The organism is Curtobacterium sp. 1310, from assembly GCF_017834105.1.
Lineage (GTDB): Bacteria > Actinomycetota > Actinomycetes > Actinomycetales > Microbacteriaceae > Curtobacterium.
Genome location: NZ_JAFICY010000001.1, coordinates 756603 through 772792 on the forward strand (window position 1 = coordinate 756603; position 16190 = coordinate 772792).

A 16190-nucleotide genomic window follows, 5' to 3' on the forward strand; every position below is an offset into this window, starting at 1 on the left:
GATTGTAAGCACGCGAGCCGACAGGACGGGCCGTCCGTGCACAGGGCGGGACCGGACGACGGACGGGAGGCCCGTGGCGGCGTCGCCACGGGCCTCCCGTCCGGCGCTCCCCCGGTCCCCACCAGCGGTGGGGACGCGTCAGGCGCGCGTCGCCAGGCGCGCCAGCAGGATCGTCTCCGACGCGATCGCGCGGTGCAGGACCCCGAGGTGCTGCGACTCGTTCGGGCTGTGCGCCCGGGTGTCGGGGTCCTCGACACCCGTCACCAGGATCTGCGCCTCCGGGAACTCGGCGGCCAGGTCCGAGACGAACGGGATGGATCCGCCGATGCCCTGCTCGACGGCGGGCGCGCCCCAGCCCTCGTGCATGGCAGTGCGGGCCTCCTGCACCGCCCAGCCGGCGGTGTCCACGAGGAAGCCGTCGCCGGTGTCCACCTCGGTGACGTCGAGCTTCGCGCCGAACGGCACGTGGGCGCGGAGGTGGCGTTCGACGGCCGCGTACGCGTCGGTCGCCGACTGTCCGGGGGCCACGCGGACCGAGACGCGGGCGGCAACGGTCGGCAGCAGGGTGTTCGACGCGTTCGCCACGCTCGGCACGTCCATGCCCGTCACGGTGATCGACGGCTGGAACCACATCCGGGACAGCACCGGACCCGTCCCCACCGGTCGGACGCCCTCGAGCAGGGCCGCGTCGGTGGCGAGCTCGGCCTCGGAGCGCTCGGGCACGTCGGCGTCGTACGCCGTGAGCCCCTCGACGGCGACCGAGCCGTCGTCGTCGTGCAGCGAGGCGAGCAGCCGGACCATGGGGATCATCGCGTCCGGGGCCGCACCGCCGAACATGCCGCTGTGGCTCGCGTGCTCGAGGGTCGTCAGCGTCGCGCGGAACGTCACGTTGCCGCGGAGCGAGACGGTGATCGACGGGACGTCGACCGACCAGTTGTCGCTGTCGGCCACGACGATGACGTCGGCCGCCAGGTGCTCCTTCTGCTCGCGGAGGAAGGTGCGGAACGAGCGGGAGCCGAACTCCTCCTCGCCCTCGACGAAGAGCACGACACCGAGCTCGAGGTCGTCGCCGAACTGCGCGTGCAGCGCGCGGAGCGAGGCGACGTGGGTCATCACGCCGGCCTTGTCGTCCGAGGCGCCGCGACCGTACAGGCGGTCGCCGCGGAGGGTCGGCTCGAAGGGCGGGGTCTCCCACAGGGCGTCGTCGCCCTGTGGCTGGACGTCGTGGTGCGCGTAGAGCATGACGGTCGGCTTCCCGTTCCGCGCAGGACGCACCGCCAGGACGGCGGGCTGCCCGAGCTCGCGGCCGGCCTCCTCCGCGCCCGCGGTCTCCCCCTCGACCGCGGAACGGACGATGCGGACGGCGTCGTCGGCGAAGACCCCCGTCGACCGGGCCAGATCCGCGACCGCCTCGGCACTCGCCTGCACGTGCGCCGGGTCGAACGCCGACCAGGACACCGACGGCAACCGGACCAGCGCGGACAGGTCGGCGATCGTCGTCGGCAGGCCTCCCTGCACGTGGTCGCGGAGGGCGTCGAGGAGCGCGGGGTCGGTCGCGGGGCTGTGCTGGTCGGTGTCGGTCATGTCCCGTAATCTAGAGGAGATCCAGCACGCAACCGCAGTCAGGAACGCACCGTGGCGAAGGCAGCCCCCAAGACCAACACGACCGTCAACCCGTCGGAGGAAGAACTCCTCGAGTCCGGCAAGGGTCGTCCGACGCCGTCGCGTCGTGAGCGCGAGGCAGCCAACCGACGCCCGCTCGTCGGCAACAGCCCGCAGGACAAGAAGGCCGCTCGCGCGCGGCTCAACACGGAGCGCGAGAAGGCCCGTGTCGGCATGGCGAACGGCGAGGAACGCTACCTCCCGGTGAAGGACAAGGGCGAGCAGCGCAAGTTCGTCCGCGACTGGATCGACGCTCGCTGGAACGTGGGCGAGGTCATGATGCCCGTGCTCGTGCTGTTCCTCATCGTCGGGTTCGCCGCAGCGCAGACCGTCCTGGCGTCGTACTCGCTCCTGCTGGTGTGGGCGTTCGTCGCGCTGTTCGTCCTCGACTGCATCGTGCTGTGGCTCTCGCTGCGCAAGAAGATCACCGCGAAGTTCGGCGACATGCAGCGCGGGACGTTCTTCTACATCCTGACGCGGGCGTGGCAGCTCCGCTTCCTGCGCCTGCCGAAGCCGCAGGTGCGCCGCGGGGAGTACCCCTCGCTGTAGGCGCAGTGCCACGAGCGCCGTCCGGCCGAGCCGGGCGGCGCTTCGTCGTTCCGAGGCGTTCCGGGGTGTTCCGGGGTCGCGCGGTGCCTGACGGTGTTCGTCAACCGGGCCAGATCCGTCTCGGTCGGCGTCGCGCGCCGACGGATCACGCCCGAACGCCGAACGCGAGCGGCGTGTCCTGCTCGATCGGCTCGGTGCCCTCCGGACGGCTGGCCTTCCGGTGCTCCGGGGTCCCGGTCCCGGGGTCGTGGTCCCGCGGTGCTCCGGTCGCTCCGACGCTCGGCGGTCCCGGTCCTGGTCCCGGTCCTGCGGTCTTCCAGTCGCAGGACATGCCGCGCCGAGCGAACACGAGCGGCAGGTCGCGCAACGAGAGCGGCAGCGAGCGGCGGATCCTGCGACGGAAGTGGGCGAACCGGCGAACCGGCGAACCGGCGAACAGCCCGACGGCAGTGGGCCGTGTGCGGAGCACGACACCACGGTCGGCGCAGAGCGAGTGCCGCCTGCCGCTACCGCGCTGCGCGCCGCAGCCGCCGACGCCGCAGCCGGTTGATGCGCATCGCCCAGGTCGGCCCCTCGTAGAGGAACGCCGTGTACCCCTGCACGAGCGTGGCGCCCGCGTCGATGCGGTCCTGCACGTCCTGCTCGCTCGTGACTCCCCCGACGGCGACGACGCAGAAGTCCTGCGGCACCGCGGCGCGGACCCGACGCAGCACCTCGAGCGACCGGGCGGCGATCGGGGCACCCGACAGGCCGCCGGCACCCATGGCCTCGACCTCGGCGTCCGGCGTGGTCAGCCCGGTGCGGGCGATCGTCGTGTTGTTGGCGATGATGCCGGCGAGTCCGAGGTCCACCGCGAGCCCGGCGATCGCATCGATCTGCTCGTCGGTCAGGTCCGGGGCGATCTTCACGAGCACCGGGGTCCGCCCCGCAGCGTCGCGGACGGCCGTCAGCAGGGGTCGGAGCTGGTCGGCCTCCTGCAGCCCGCGGAGACCGGGCGTGTTCGGCGAGCTGACGTTGACCGCGAGGTAGTCCGCGAACGGGGCGAGCAGGCGCGTCGACTCGAGGTAGTCGTCGACCGCGTCCTCGACCGCGACGACCCGGCTCTTGCCGATGTTGACTCCGATGACCGGGCGACCCGGGTGCCGTCGTGCCCGTTCGAGCCGCCGTGCAGCCCTGGCGGCACCGTGGTTGTTGAACCCCATCCGGTTGACGAGCGCCCTGTCGCGGATGAGCCGGAAGAGCCGGGGCTTGTCGTTGCCGGGCTGCGCCTTCGCGGTGATCGTGCCGACCTCGACGTGCCCGAACCCGAGCAGCCCGAGTCCGGCGATGCCCTTGGCGTCCTTGTCGAACCCGGCCGCGAGACCGAAGCGCGAGGGGAAGTGGATCCCCATCGTCGTGATCCCGTCGGCAGCTGCTGGCCTGGCGTAGCGCTCCACCGTGCCGTTCAGGAACGGCACCCTCGGCAGCGCGCGGATCACGGCGAACGCGACGTGGTGTGCGCGCTCCGGGTCCATGTTGGCGAACACCGTCCGGAAGACGACCGCGTACCCGTTCCGGACGAGGCGTTCCGCGACCCCGCTCACGCGCTGCTGCCCGAGCCGGCACCGCCGGACGCTGCGACCCCGGCTGCGTGGTGGTCGCGGCGCAGCTGTGCGATCGCGTCCTCGAAGTCCTCGAGCGTGTCGAAGGCCTGGTAGACGCTCGCGAACCGCAGGAACGCCACCTCGTCGAGCTCGCGCAGCGGCGGCAGGATGGCGAGACCGATGTCGTTCGCGTCGATCTGGCTGGACCCCGACGAGCGCACGGTCTCCTCGACGCGCTGTGCGAGCACGGCCAGGTCACCGTCGGTCACCGGGCGTCCCTGGCACGCCTTGCGCACACCGGAGACGATCTTGTCGCGGCTGAACGGCTCGGTCACGCCGTTGCGCTTCACGACGTTCAACGACGCGGTCTCCGTCGTCGAGAACCGGCGCCCGCAGTTCGGGCACTGGCGTCGGCGGCGGATCGAGGTGCCGTCGTCGCTCGTGCGGGAGTCGACGACGCGGGAGTCCGGGTGGCGGCAGAAGGGGCAGAACATGTCGTGTCCCAGGCTATCGGCTCGACGACGCCCACAGGGCGCGGTGACGACCCTGTGGACGATCGGCGGCGCTCAGGACCGCCCGGTGCGTTCCGTCACCGCGGCACCGTGACCGGGCAGCTGTTCCTCGGTCGCGAGCGCCACGATGTGCGGCGCGACCTCGGCCAGCGCGGCGGGCGTGTAGCGGATGACCTGCTGCGGTCGGAGGAACGTCGAGGCCGACAGTCCGGACCCGAACCGTGCCTGTCCGCCGGTCGGCAGCACGTGGTTCGACCCGGCGAGGTAGTCGCCGAGGCTCACCGGGGTGCTCGGCCCGACGAAGACGGCTCCGGCAGCGTCGATGTCCGCCAGCACGGCGTCGTCGTCCGCCGTCTGGATCTCCAGGTGCTCGGGCCCGTACGCATTGCTGACGGTCGCCGCGTCGGCCAGGGAGTCGACGAGCACGATCGCGGACTGCGGGCCGTCGAGTGCGGTCTGGAGGCGCGCAGCCGTCCCCAGCGCCGCCACCCGTTCCGGGATCGCGGCCTCGACCGCGTCGGCGAACGCGGCCGAGGTGGTCACCAGGACGCTGCCGGCCTGCTCGTCGTGCTCGGCCTGGCTCACCAGGTCGGCGGCGACGTAGCCGGGGTCCGCGGTGTCGTCGGCGATGACGAGGATCTCGGTCGCGCCGGCCTCGGAGTCGATGCCCACGACCCCGCGCACCAGGCGCTTGGCCGCTGCGACGAAGTTGTTGCCCGGACCGGTGACCAGGTCGACCGGCTCGAGGCCGATCTCGGCGACGCCGTACGCCAGCGCACCGACCGCACCGGCCCCGCCCATCGCGTAGACCTCGTCGATGCCGAGCAGTCCGGCCGCGGCGAGGATCGTCGGGTGCACGCGCCCGCCGTGGTCGCGCTGCGGCGGCGAGACGAGGGCGATCGACCCGACGCCCGCGACCTGCGCGGGGACCACGTTCATCACGACGCTCGAGGGGTAGACGGCCTTGCCGCCCGGCACGTAGAGCCCGACGCGACGCATCGGCTGCCATCGCTGGTGGACCTCGGCGCCGTCGGCCAGGCACGTGACCGACGCAGCCGGGACCTGGGCAGCGCTCGCAGCACGGACGCGGCGGATGGCCTCGTCCAGGGCCTCGCGCAGCTCCGGCGTCAGGCCGGCGACGGCCGCGGCGATCTCGGCGGCGGGGACCCGGACGTGCTCGGGGGCTCCTCCGTCGAACCGCTCCGCCTGCTCGCGGAGCGCGGCTGCCCCGTCCTGCCGGACCGCGTCCACGAGGTCGCGGGCGGCGTCGACGGCGTGCGAGACGTCACCGACGGCGCGGGGCATCAGGCGGAGGAGGTCGGCACGGGCGGGCAGTCCGCCGCGGAGGTCGATTCGCTGCATCATCAGGCGTCAAGCGTACCGGCGGCACCCGACAGGAGCGCCGTCGCGAGGGGGCGGTGCCGCTCGGCGTGGTCGTCGTCCCACACCCCGAGCACGTGCAGGACGAGGACGCGGAACGCCAGCGCCCGGACGAGCAGCTGTGGCCAGTCGGACACCGCGGCGAGCTGCCCGAGCGCCGGCAGCCGCTCGACGGGGACCCCGTGCCAGCAGACCGCGTCGACGACGGCGATCGCAGAGGCGTACCCGACCGGGCGCCACGAGGGTGCCCAGTCGAAGACGGTCGGTGGCTCCCCCGCGGCGAAGAGCACGTTGCCGAGCAGGTCACGGTGCACGACCTGCGACGGCGCTCGCACCGGCCGGAACGCCGCAGCGAGCCGGTCGAGCAGCGGCCCCGACGGCCGCAGCGTCCCGGCCCAGACCATCCGGTCCGCCCGACTCCACGGGTCGTCGACGAGGTCGAGGAACGCCGGGCGGGGCAGGTGGGCGACCGCTCGGTGGAAGGCATCGCCGGCGGCGAGGACCTCGTCGACGCGGCTCGGGTCGGTCGCGCCCGGCAGCCACTCCCATGCCTCCCACCCGTCGACGAGCCAGGACCCGTCGGCCGACGCCACGGGACGCGGCGCGCGGAAGCGGTCGGAGTGCGCGAGGCGGGCCAGCGTGGCGGACCGCCACCGGGCCTCCCGGGCGTCCCCGTGCGGCCGCAGGACGATCCCGCCCGCGCGCCACGTCGTGCCCTGCCCGCCGGGCAGCAGCAGCGGGCGCCGCTCCCCCGCTCCGAACGCCCGGAGCACCACGGCCGACGGCCGCGGTGCTCCGGGAACGATCACGTCGACCGCCTCAGACCAGGCAGCGCGGTCCGAGCAGGCTCTTCAGCTCGCCGAACAGGTCGGGCGTCAGGCTGACCGGGAACGGCAGCTCGAAGGTCCGCGCGACGTCGTCCTTGAGCAGCTTGAGGCGGACCTCGGTCTCCCCCTGGTGCCGGCCGAGCACCGCGGCCAGCTCGGTCACCGTCGAGGTCGTCGCCCGGCGTTCCGGCAGGGACAGGGTCAACGGGCCGGACCCCATCGCGTCGCCGACGTTCGGCTGGAACATGCTCACGGCGTGCAGCGCCTTGCCGTCGTCACGCACGTTGACCCGGCCGCGCAGGACGACGATCGAGTCCGCCACCAGGGACGGACCGAACTCCTGGTACGTCTTGCCGAGGAACATGACGCCGATCTCGCCGCCGAAGTCCTCGATCTGGACGATGCCGTACGGGTTGCCGCTCGACTTCGCGACCCGGTGCTGCACGCTCGTCAGGAGCCCGGCGACCGTGACCGTCTCGCCCTCGATGCCGTCGTCGGCGGCGATGAGGTCGGCGATGGTGATCGACTGGTGCTTCGCGAGCTCGATCTCGAGACCGGCGAGCGGGTGGTCCGACACGTACAGCCCGAGCATGTCCCGCTCGAAGGCGAGCTTGTCGCGCTTCGCCCACTCCGGGCGGTCCGGCACCTGGGACACCGGCGCCGCGGCGGGGGTCTCCTCGGCCACCTCGGCGAAGAGCGAGTCGAAGTCGAAGCCGATGTTGCCGTTGGCCTCGTCGCGCTTGACCTTCACCGCGCCCTCGACCGCGCCCTCGTGGATCTCGACGAGCGCACGCCGGGTGTCACCGAACTCGTCGAAGGCACCCGCCTTGATGAGCGACTCGACCGTCCGCTTGTTGGCCGACGAGATCGGGATCTTCCGGAGGAAGTCGTGGAACGACTCGAACGCGCCCTTCTCGGTGCGCGCCTTCACGATGTCGTCGACCACGTTGAAGCCGACGTTGCGGATGGCGCCCATGCCGAAGCGGATGTCGTCACCGACGGCGGCGAAGAAGCCGATCGACTCGTTGACGTCCGGCGGCATCACCCGGATGCCCATGCGGCGGCACTCGTTCAGGTACAGCGCGAGCTTGTCGCGGGCGTCGCCGACACTGGTCAGCAGCGCCGCCATGTACTCCGCCGGGTAGTGGGCCTTGAGGTAGGCGGTCCAGAACGACACCACGCCGTACGCCGCCGAGTGCGCCTTGTTGAAGGCGTAGTCGGAGAACGGCAGCAGGATGTCCCACAGCGTCTTGATCGCCGCGGCCGAGTAGCCGTTGTCCTGCATGCCCTTCTCGAAGCCGGCGTACTGCTTGTCCAGCTCGGACTTCTTCTTCTTGCCCATCGCGCGGCGGAGGATGTCCGCCTGTCCGAGCGAGAAGCCTGCGACCTTCTGCGCGATGGCCATGACCTGCTCCTGGTAGATGATCAAGCCGTAGGTCGTGCCGATGATGTCCTGCAGGGGCTCCTCGAGCTCCGGGTGGATCGGCGTGATCGGTTGCTCGCCGTTCTTGCGGAGCGCGTAGTTCGTGTGCGAGTTCGCACCCATGGGGCCCGGGCGGTACAGGGCGATGAGCGCGGAGATGTCCTCGAAGTTGTCCGGCTTCATGAGCCGGAGCAGACCGCGCATCGGGCCGCCGTCGAGTTGGAAGACGCCGAGGGTGTCGCCGCGCTGCAGGAGCTGGTAGGCGGCGTCGTCCTCGAGGCCCATGGTCTCGAGGTCGAGCTCGATCCCTCGGTTCGTCTTGATGTTGTCGAGGGCGTCGCTGATGATCGTCAGGTTCCGGAGACCCAGGAAGTCCATCTTGATCAGGCCGAGCGACTCCGCTGCCGGGTAGTCGAACTGCGTGACGATCTGGCCGTCCTGCTCGCGCTTCATCACCGGGATGATGTCGATGAGCGGTTCGCTCGACATGATCACACCGGCGGCGTGCACGCCCCACTGCCGCTTCAGGCCCTCGAGCCCGAGCGCCGTGTCGAAGACGGTCTTCGCCTCGGGGTCGGTCTCGACGACCGTCCGGACGTCGACCGCTTCCTTGTACCGCGGGTGGTCCTTGTCGAAGATCCCGGTGAGCGGGATGTCCTTGCCCATCACGGGCGGCGGCATCGCCTTGGTGAGCTTCTCGCCCATGCCGAACGGGAAGCCGAGGACCCGCGAGGAGTCCTTGAGCGCCTGCTTCGCCTTGATCGTGCCGTAGGTGACGATCTGCGCGACGCGCTCGGACCCGTACTTCTCGGTGACGTACTTGATCGCCTCACCGCGGCGCCGGTCGTCGAAGTCGACGTCGAAGTCGGGCATGGAGACGCGGTCCGGGTTGAGGAAGCGCTCGAAGATCAGGCCGTGCCGGATCGGGTCGAGGTCGGTGATGCGCATCGCGTACGCCACCATCGAGCCGGCACCGGACCCTCGGCCCGGACCGACGCGGATGCCGTTGTTCTTCGACCAGTTGATGAAGTCCGCGACCACCAGGAAGTAGCCCGGGAAGCCCATCTGGTTGATGATCCCGACCTCGTAGTCGGCACGGTCCTGGACCTCCTTCGAGATGCCGCCCGGGTACCGGTACTGCAGCCCCTTCGCGACCTCCTTCTCGAACCAGGAGTGCTCGGTCTCGCCCTCGGGCACCGGGAACTTCGGCATGTAGTTCGCGGCGGTGTCGAACTCGACGTTGCACCGCTCGGCGATGAGGAGGGTGTTGTCGCAGGCCTCGGGGTGGTCGCGGAAGACGTGACGCATCTGCTGCGGCGTCTTGAGGTAGAACTCGTCGGCGTCGAACTTGAAGCGGTTCGGGTCGTTGAGCGTCGACCCGGACTGCACGCAGAGCAACGCCGCGTGCGACTTCGCGTCGTGGGAGTGCGTGTAGTGCAGGTCGTTCGTGCCTACCAGCGGGATGCCGAGGTCCTTCGAGATGCGGACGACGTCCTCGATGACCCGGCGTTCGATCTCGAGGCCGTGGTCCATGATCTCGGCGAAGTAGTTGTCCTTGCCGAAGATGTCGCGGTAGTCCGCCGCCGCCTTGAGCGCCTCGTCGTACTGCCCGAGGCGCAGGCGCGTCTGGATCTCGCCCGAGGGGCAGCCCGTCGTCGCGATGATCCCCTCGTGGTACTGGTCGAGGAGCTCGATGTCCATGCGGGGCTTGAAGTAGTACCCCTCGATCGATGCCCGGCTCGACAGGCGGAACAGGTTGTGCATGCCCGTCGTGTTCTCGGCGAACATCGTCATGTGGGTGTACGCACCCGAGCCGGACACGTCGTCACCGCCGCCGTCACCCCAGCGGATGCGGGTCTTGTCCGACCGGTGGGTCCGCGGCGTGATGTACGCCTCGGTGCCGATGATCGGCTTGACGCCACCGGCCTTCGCGGCCTTCCAGAACTCGAACGCGCCGAACATGTTGCCGTGGTCGGTGACCGCGACGGCCGGCATGCCCTGCGCGGCGGTCTCGGCGACCAGGTCGCTCAGCCGGGCGGCACCGTCGAGCATCGAGTACTCGCTGTGCACGTGCAGGTGGACGAAGGAGTCGGAATCCGACACGGGACCTCCGGTTACGACGGGGACTGCTGCGGGGCGGGACAACTCTAACCGCCGGCACCGACGTCCCCCGCGTGTCCGGCGTGCCCTCCGGCCGGCCTCCGGCGGTGCCGCACCGCGAGCGGGCGGGACACGCCGCGCGTGTTCCGCCGAGCGGGCGGAACACGTCGGGCGAGGGCACCGAGCGCGACAGATCTGGCCCGCTCGGAACCCGACGCGGGATGCCACCCGACGGCGGACGGGAGGAACGTGGCGGGCCCCGCCACGCGCCTCCCGTCCCGACGTGCTCCGCGCTGGCCCCGGACGAGCGGGCGGGACACGCCGCGCGTGTTCCGCCGAGCGGGCCGAACACGTCGGGCGAGGGCACCGAGCGCGACAGATCTGGCCCGCTCGGAACCTGACGCGGCACGCCACCCGAAGGCGGACGGGAGGCACGCGGCGGGCCCGCCACGCGCCTCCCGTCCCGACGCGCGCCGCGCTGGCCCCGCCCGAGCGGGCAGGACACGCCGCGCGTGTTCCGCCGAGCGGGCGGAACACGTCGGGCGAGGGCACCGAGCGCGACAGATCTGGCCCGCTCGGCGCGCCGCCCGCGCCGCCGCCGGCCTACGCCGAGGCGGCGCGGATGCGGTCGAGCGCCTGCTGCAGGTCGTCCGGGTACTCGGCCCGGAACTCCACCCACGCGCCCGTCCGCGGGTGCTCGAACCCGAGTCGAACCGCGTCGAGCCACTGCCGCGTCAGTCCGAGCTCGGACGCCAGCACCGGGTCGGCGCCGTACATCGTGTCGCCGACGAGCGGGTGCTTCGTCGCCGCCATGTGCACGCGGATCTGGTGCGTCCGCCCGGTCTCCAGGTGCACCTCGAGCAGGCTCGCCGACCGGAACGCCTCGAGCGTCTCGTAGTGCGTCACGCTCGGCTTGCCGTCGGCCGTGACCGCGAACTTCCAGTCGCTCGACGGGTGCCGTCCGATGGGTGCGTCGATGGTCCCCGACGTCGGATCCGGGTGCCCCTGCGCCAGCGCGTGGTAGACCTTCTCGACGGTGCGCTCCTTGAACGCCCGCTTGAGGTGCGTGTACGCGAGCTCCGTCTTCGCGACGACCATCAGGCCCGAGGTCCCGACGTCGAGCCGGTGCACGATCCCCGCCCGCTCGGCGGCGCCGGAGGTCGCGATGGTGAAGCCGGCCGCGGCGAGCCCACCGGGCACCGTCGGCCCGTCCCACCCGGGCGACGGGTGCGCGGCGACGCCGATCGGCTTGTCGACGACGACGATGTCCTCGTCGTCGTGCACGACCCGCATGCCCGGGACCTCGACCGGCACGATGCGCGGGGGCTCCTTCGGGGACCACTCGACCTCGAGCCAGGAGTCGGCGTGCAGCCGGTCGGACTTGCCGACCTCGACGCCGTCCACGCGGACGCCGCCGGCCGCGACGACCTCGGCCGCGAAGGAGCGCGAGAACCCGAGGAGCTTCGCGATGGCCGCGTCGACCCGCTCACCGGCGAGGCCGTCGGGCACGGGCAGGGAACGCTGCTCGCTCACGTCGCGTCGTGCCCGAGGACGTCACGACCGTCGCGCGGCGCGCGCGGGTCGGGCTCCGCCACCACCGGACGGGAGGCGCGGGACGGCTCCGTCCCGTCGGCGACCGAGGAGCGGGCCGCCGCCTCCGCAGCGCGCTGCTGCTTCGCTGAGAGGGCACGGGTGCCGTCGAGGTTCACGCCGACGATGACGAGCAGGACGAAGACGACCATGCTCACGCAGATGAACGAGTCGGCGATGTTGTAGATCGCCGGCATCATCCACGGCGTCGAGATGAAGTCCACCACGTGACCGCGGCCGAAGCCCGGTTCGCGGAAGAGCCGGTCGAGCAGGTTGCCGAGCGCCCCGCCGAGGAGCATGCCGAGCACGATCGCCCACCACATGGACCGGATGCGACGGGCGAACACGATGATGCCGACGACGACCGCGGTCGACACGATCGAGAACACCCAGGTCATGTTCACCGCGAAGGAGAACGCGGCACCGGGGTTCCGGACGTAGAGCAGCTGGAGCGCGTCACCGAGGACGGGGACCACCTGTCCGTACGGCAGGTGCGCGACGACGAGTGCCTTCACGCCCTGGTCGAGCGCCACCACGACCACAGCGGCGAAGGCCAGTGCCGCGATCGCGCGGACACTGACCTTCGCCGTTGGTGCTGGTCGGACCAACGTCAGTTGCCGAAGCCCTGCGCCGACGCCGGCGCGGGGGTGAGGCCGGACTCCTGCGAGCCGGACCCGTCGAGCTCGGCGAGCTGACCCTGGATGTAGCTCTTGAGCTGCGCACGGTAGTCGCGCTCGAACGTGCGGAGCTCGTCGATCTTGCCCTCGAGCTGACGCTGCTCGCCCTCGAGCACGGCGACGCGCTGGCGGTTGGTGTTCTCGGTGTCGGCGATGATCTGGCGCTGCTTGGCCTCGGCCTCGGAGACCAGGCGAGCTGCCTGCGCGGTGCCCTCGGCGATGAGCGCGTCGCGCTTCTCGATGCCCTCGCGGACGTGCTCCTCGTGCAGACGACGAGCGAGCGTGAGGAGGTTCGTGGTGCCCTCGGTGTCCTCGTCGGCCGGGACGGTCGACGGCGCCGGAGCAGCGGCGGCGACCGGCGCGGGCTCCGGAGCAGCGGCGACGGGGGCCGGCTCGGGCTCGGGGGTCGACTCGGGCTGCTGCTCGACGGACTGCTCGGCGGCGGCCGGCTTCGGCGCCGACTCGGCGGCCTGCAGGCGCTGGCGGAGCTCGTCGTTCTCGGCCGTCAGGCGGCGGAGCTCGACGACGACCTCGTCCAGGAAGTCGTCGACCTCGTCCTGGTCGTAGCCCTCGCGGAACTTCGTCGGCTGGAACCGCTTGTTGACTACGTCTTCCGGCGTCAAAGCCATTGCCGTCACCTCAATAGAACTGCTGAACGTGTGGAACCACTTGCGTCGCGACCGAATCTACCAGCCACCACGAGCGGTGCGGATGCCCGCCGGAGCGGACATCGATCCCGACCACCGTACACCGCGGCCGGAGGGGAACCGCGACGTTCGCCGCGGCGTGGCGCGTGTCGCGGTGGGCGCGGGCTCAGAACCCGCGTGCGAGACCGCCGACGATCACCCGGAGGATGATCACGACGAGCATGACGATCGTCCACCCGAAGTCGAGCGCCACCGGCCCCAGCCGGAGCGGCGGGAGCAGGCGTCGGACGAACCTGATGGGCGGATCGGTCAGCGTGTACACCACGTCGGCGACCACGAGCAGGGCGCCACGAGGACGCCAGGACCGGTTGTACGCCTGAACGATGTCGAACGCGAACCGACCCCACATCACGAAGAAGTAGAGCAGGAGGGCGAAGGAGAGGATCCCGAAGACCACGGACACGATGGGGCTCGCTCGGCTCGGGTGCGTCCGCCGTCAGGGCGACCGCACGGGGCGGGGTGAACCGGGGTACGGCTCAGGACTGGGCGAAGAAGGACGCCTCGATGTCGGACTCTACCTCAGCGGGCTCACCGCTCACCGCGACGTGGGCCGGCGACAGCAGGAAGACCTTGTTCGTCACGCGCTCGATCTTGCCGTACAGGCCGAGCGACAGGCCCGACGCGAAGTCGATCATGCGGCGGGCGTCCGACTCGGTCATCTGCGAGAGGTTGATGATGACGGGGATACCGTCGCGGAAGCTCTCGGCGATGGACTGGGCGTCCTTGTACTCGCGCGGGTGGACGGTGAGGATCTCGTTCATTTCCTGGACCGGGGTCGCCTTCTGTGCGGTCGTGTGCGAGCGGCGGAGCGGGGTGACCTGGGCGCCGCGCTGGTGGGTGTGCGTCTTGGGCTCGGCGGGGACCGCTGCGGGAGCTGCTGCCGCCGGGGCAGCGGCTGCGGGCGCAGCGGCGGCCGGAGCCTGCGCGGCCGGAGCTGCAGCGGGAGCCGCGGCAGGGGCGGCGGCCTGGCGCGTCGGCGCGGCCTGCTGCTGCTGCTGCTCGTCCTCGTACAGTTCCTCGTCGGCGAGGCCGAGGTAGACCATCGTCTTCTTGAGCGGGTTCGCCATGGTTCCTCCGGAGGTCGGTGCTCGTGGGTGCCCTGCAACGAGGCTAGGGCGCGGCCGGCCGGTTTCCCGTGATTGCGGTCCCGATCCGCAGGTGTGTCGCGCCCTCCGCGATCGCCTCGGCGTGGTCCCCGCTCATGCCGGCCGAGATGTCGGTCGCGTCGGGGGCGATCGCCGCGACCCGGTCGGAGACGTCGCGGAGCCGCGCGAAGGCCCGTCGGGGCTCCTCGTCGAGGGGCGCGACCGCCATCACGCCGCGGAGTCGGATCGTGCCGGTGCGCAGGACCCGTTCGACCATCGCCTCGACCGCGTCCCGCTGGACGCCACCACGATCGGGGTCGTCGGTCAGGTTGACCTGCACGAAACCGTCGACCACCCGGGGATCCGGCTCGGTCTCGGTCGGCGCGAAGGCATCGACGACGGAGTCGCGGTCGAGCGACTGCACGACGTCGGCGTAGCGGCGCACCTGCCGCGCCTTCTTCGACTGCAGCTGCCCGACGAAGTGCCACGTCAGGTCGAGGTCGGCCAGCTCGGCGGCCTTGGCCTGCGCCTCCTGGTGCCGGTTCTCCCCCACGTCGGTGACCCCGAGTGCGGCGAGCTCGCGGACCAGCGACGCCGGGTGGTACTTCGTCACGACGACGAGCGTGAGGTCGTCGGCCGAGCGCCCGGCGGACCGGGCGGCGTCGGCGACGGACGCGCGGACGGACGCGAGACGCGCCTCCAGTCCGTCACGGTCGACGGTCTGGAGGCGCGCATCACCTGCCATGGGTCGGCTTACTTCAGGAAGTCGGGGACGTCGAGCTCGTCGTCGTCGTCGAACGCCGGGTCGGCGGCACGACGCACGGGCGCCTCGTGCTCCTGCGTCGACCAGGACGGCGCGCTGGTCGCGGTGTCCTCGATCGCGCCGGTGCCGGCCGACGACGCCGCGGACGACGTGCCGGAGTCCGCCTCGACCCAGCTGGAGCGACGCTCCTTCTGCTGCGCGCCCGGCTCGCCGCCGTCGAAGCCCGCGGCGATGACGGTCACGCGGACCTCGTCGCCGAGGGTGTCGTCGATGACGGCACCGAAGATGATGTTGGCCTCGGGGTGGACGGCCTCCTGCACCAGGCGGGCGGCGTCGTTGATCTCGAAGATGCCGAGGTTCGACCCACCCTGGATCGACAGGAGCACACCGTGCGCGCCGTCGATCGAGGCCTCGAGCAGCGGCGACGCGACGGCGAGCTCGGCCGCCTTGATCGCACGGTCCGCCCCGCGGGACGAGCCGATGCCCATGAGGGCCGAACCGGCACCCTGCATGACGCTCTTGACGTCCGCGAAGTCGAGGTTGATGAGACCAGGGGTGGTGATGAGGTCGGTGATGCCCTGGACACCCGCGAGCAGCACCTGGTCGGCGGTCGCGAAGGCCTCGACCATCGAGATGCCACGGTCGCTGATCTCGAGCAGGCGGTCGTTCGGCACGACGATGAGCGTGTCGACCTCGTCCTTGAGTCCGGCGACGCCGTTCTCGGCCTGGGACTGCCGACGCTTGCCCTCGAAGCTGAACGGCTTCGTGACGACGCCGATGGTGAGCGCACCGATCGACTTCGCGATCCGTGCGACGACGGGCGCACCGCCGGTGCCGGTACCGCCGCCCTCACCCGCGGTGACGAAGACCATGTCGGCGCCCGCGAGGGCCTCCTCGATCTCCTCGGCGTGGTCCTCGGCGGCACGACGGCCGACCTCGGGGTCCGCGCCGGCGCCGAGGCCCCGGGTGATCTCACGACCGACGTCGAGCTTGACGTCGGCGTCGCTGAGCAGCAGCGCCTGCGCGTCGGTGTTGATCGCGATGAACTCGACCCCACGGAGGCCCAGCTCGATCATGCGGTTCACGGCGTTCACGCCGCCGCCGCCGACACCGACGACCTTGATGACGGCGAGGTAGTTGTGGTTCGTGGTCACGTCAGTCGGGCCTCCGGTCGAACCCTCAACCTCTACTTGAAGTTCAGGGGCAATGCTGGTAGTTGCGGTGCTTCCACGACGCTACGGGTGCGCTCCGCGGGCTGTCGCCCCGCCACGCCGCGTGTCGCGGATCGCGTCGCCGAGATTCCCGCCGCGAGCGGCTCGGCGGTGGTCGTCG

The 16190-nt window shown here is 71.4% G+C and carries 15 protein-coding genes; 1 reads left to right on the top strand and 14 read right to left on the bottom strand.

Annotated elements, in window-relative coordinates; translation table 11 throughout:
- Positions 1–138: 138 nt before the first annotated feature.
- Complete coding sequence (locus JOD95_RS03500; RefSeq protein ID WP_209683057.1) at positions 139–1584, bottom strand: dipeptidase; 1446 nt, start codon at positions 1582–1584, stop codon at positions 139–141.
- Between the two features lie 51 nt (positions 1585–1635).
- Between JOD95_RS03500 and JOD95_RS03505 the strand changes: the two genes are divergently transcribed.
- On the top strand, positions 1636–2211 hold the full coding sequence (locus tag JOD95_RS03505) for a DUF3043 domain-containing protein (RefSeq protein WP_066653782.1): 576 nt from the start codon (positions 1636–1638) through the stop codon (positions 2209–2211).
- A gap of 145 nt (positions 2212–2356) precedes the next feature.
- Here JOD95_RS03505 and JOD95_RS03510 read toward each other — a convergent pair whose 3' ends face one another.
- The 13 genes from JOD95_RS03510 to ftsZ form a co-directional block, all read right to left on the bottom strand.
- Positions 2357–2680: a hypothetical protein gene (locus tag JOD95_RS03510; protein WP_209683059.1), complete on the bottom strand. Its 324-nt coding sequence runs from the start codon at positions 2678–2680 to the stop codon at positions 2357–2359.
- Positions 2681–2717: 37 nt separating this feature from the next.
- A complete protein-coding gene (locus JOD95_RS03515; protein WP_245171478.1) occupies positions 2718–3725 on the bottom strand; it encodes a quinone-dependent dihydroorotate dehydrogenase in 1008 nt (335 codons plus the stop codon).
- A 65-nt stretch (positions 3726–3790) separates the two neighbouring features.
- Positions 3791–4288, bottom strand: a complete 498-nt coding sequence (gene nrdR / locus JOD95_RS03520; RefSeq protein ID WP_209683065.1) for a transcriptional regulator NrdR — start codon at positions 4286–4288, stop codon at positions 3791–3793.
- 72 nt (positions 4289–4360) lie between these two features.
- Positions 4361–5671, bottom strand: a complete 1311-nt coding sequence (hisD, locus tag JOD95_RS03525) for a histidinol dehydrogenase (RefSeq protein WP_209683068.1) — start codon at positions 5669–5671, stop codon at positions 4361–4363.
- Positions 5671–6495 carry a hypothetical protein gene (locus JOD95_RS03530; RefSeq protein ID WP_245171094.1) on the bottom strand — a complete coding sequence of 275 codons (825 nt, stop codon included), beginning with the start codon at positions 6493–6495 and terminating at the stop codon, positions 5671–5673. Before JOD95_RS03530 ends, hisD begins: the two co-directional genes overlap by 1 nt.
- Positions 6496–6505: 10 nt before the next feature.
- Positions 6506–9988, bottom strand: a complete 3483-nt coding sequence (gene dnaE / locus JOD95_RS03535; protein ID WP_066658059.1) for a DNA polymerase III subunit alpha — start codon at positions 9986–9988, stop codon at positions 6506–6508.
- Positions 9989–10639: 651 nt separating this feature from the next.
- Positions 10640–11569 carry an RluA family pseudouridine synthase gene (locus tag JOD95_RS03540; protein WP_066653773.1) on the bottom strand — a complete coding sequence of 310 codons (930 nt, stop codon included), beginning with the start codon at positions 11567–11569 and terminating at the stop codon, positions 10640–10642.
- Positions 11566–12234, bottom strand: coding sequence for a signal peptidase II (gene lspA / locus JOD95_RS03545; protein ID WP_245171096.1), 669 nt, complete (start codon positions 12232–12234; stop codon positions 11566–11568). The genes JOD95_RS03540 and lspA overlap by 4 nt, the downstream gene beginning before the upstream one ends.
- Positions 12235–12236: 2 nt before the next feature.
- Positions 12237–12932 (bottom strand): DivIVA domain-containing protein, encoded by a 696-nt coding sequence (locus tag JOD95_RS03550; protein WP_066653770.1) that lies wholly within the window; start codon positions 12930–12932, stop codon positions 12237–12239.
- A 184-nt stretch (positions 12933–13116) separates the two neighbouring features.
- Positions 13117–13413 (bottom strand): YggT family protein, encoded by a 297-nt coding sequence (locus JOD95_RS03555; protein ID WP_235426555.1) that lies wholly within the window; start codon positions 13411–13413, stop codon positions 13117–13119.
- A gap of 73 nt (positions 13414–13486) precedes the next feature.
- Positions 13487–14077, bottom strand: coding sequence for a cell division protein SepF (locus tag JOD95_RS03560; protein WP_209683071.1), 591 nt, complete (start codon positions 14075–14077; stop codon positions 13487–13489).
- A 43-nt stretch (positions 14078–14120) separates the two neighbouring features.
- Positions 14121–14840: a YggS family pyridoxal phosphate-dependent enzyme gene (locus tag JOD95_RS03565; RefSeq protein ID WP_209683073.1), complete on the bottom strand. Its 720-nt coding sequence runs from the start codon at positions 14838–14840 to the stop codon at positions 14121–14123.
- A gap of 8 nt (positions 14841–14848) precedes the next feature.
- Positions 14849–16012, bottom strand: coding sequence for a cell division protein FtsZ (gene ftsZ / locus JOD95_RS03570; protein WP_066653758.1), 1164 nt, complete (start codon positions 16010–16012; stop codon positions 14849–14851).
- Positions 16013–16190 lie beyond the last annotated feature (178 nt).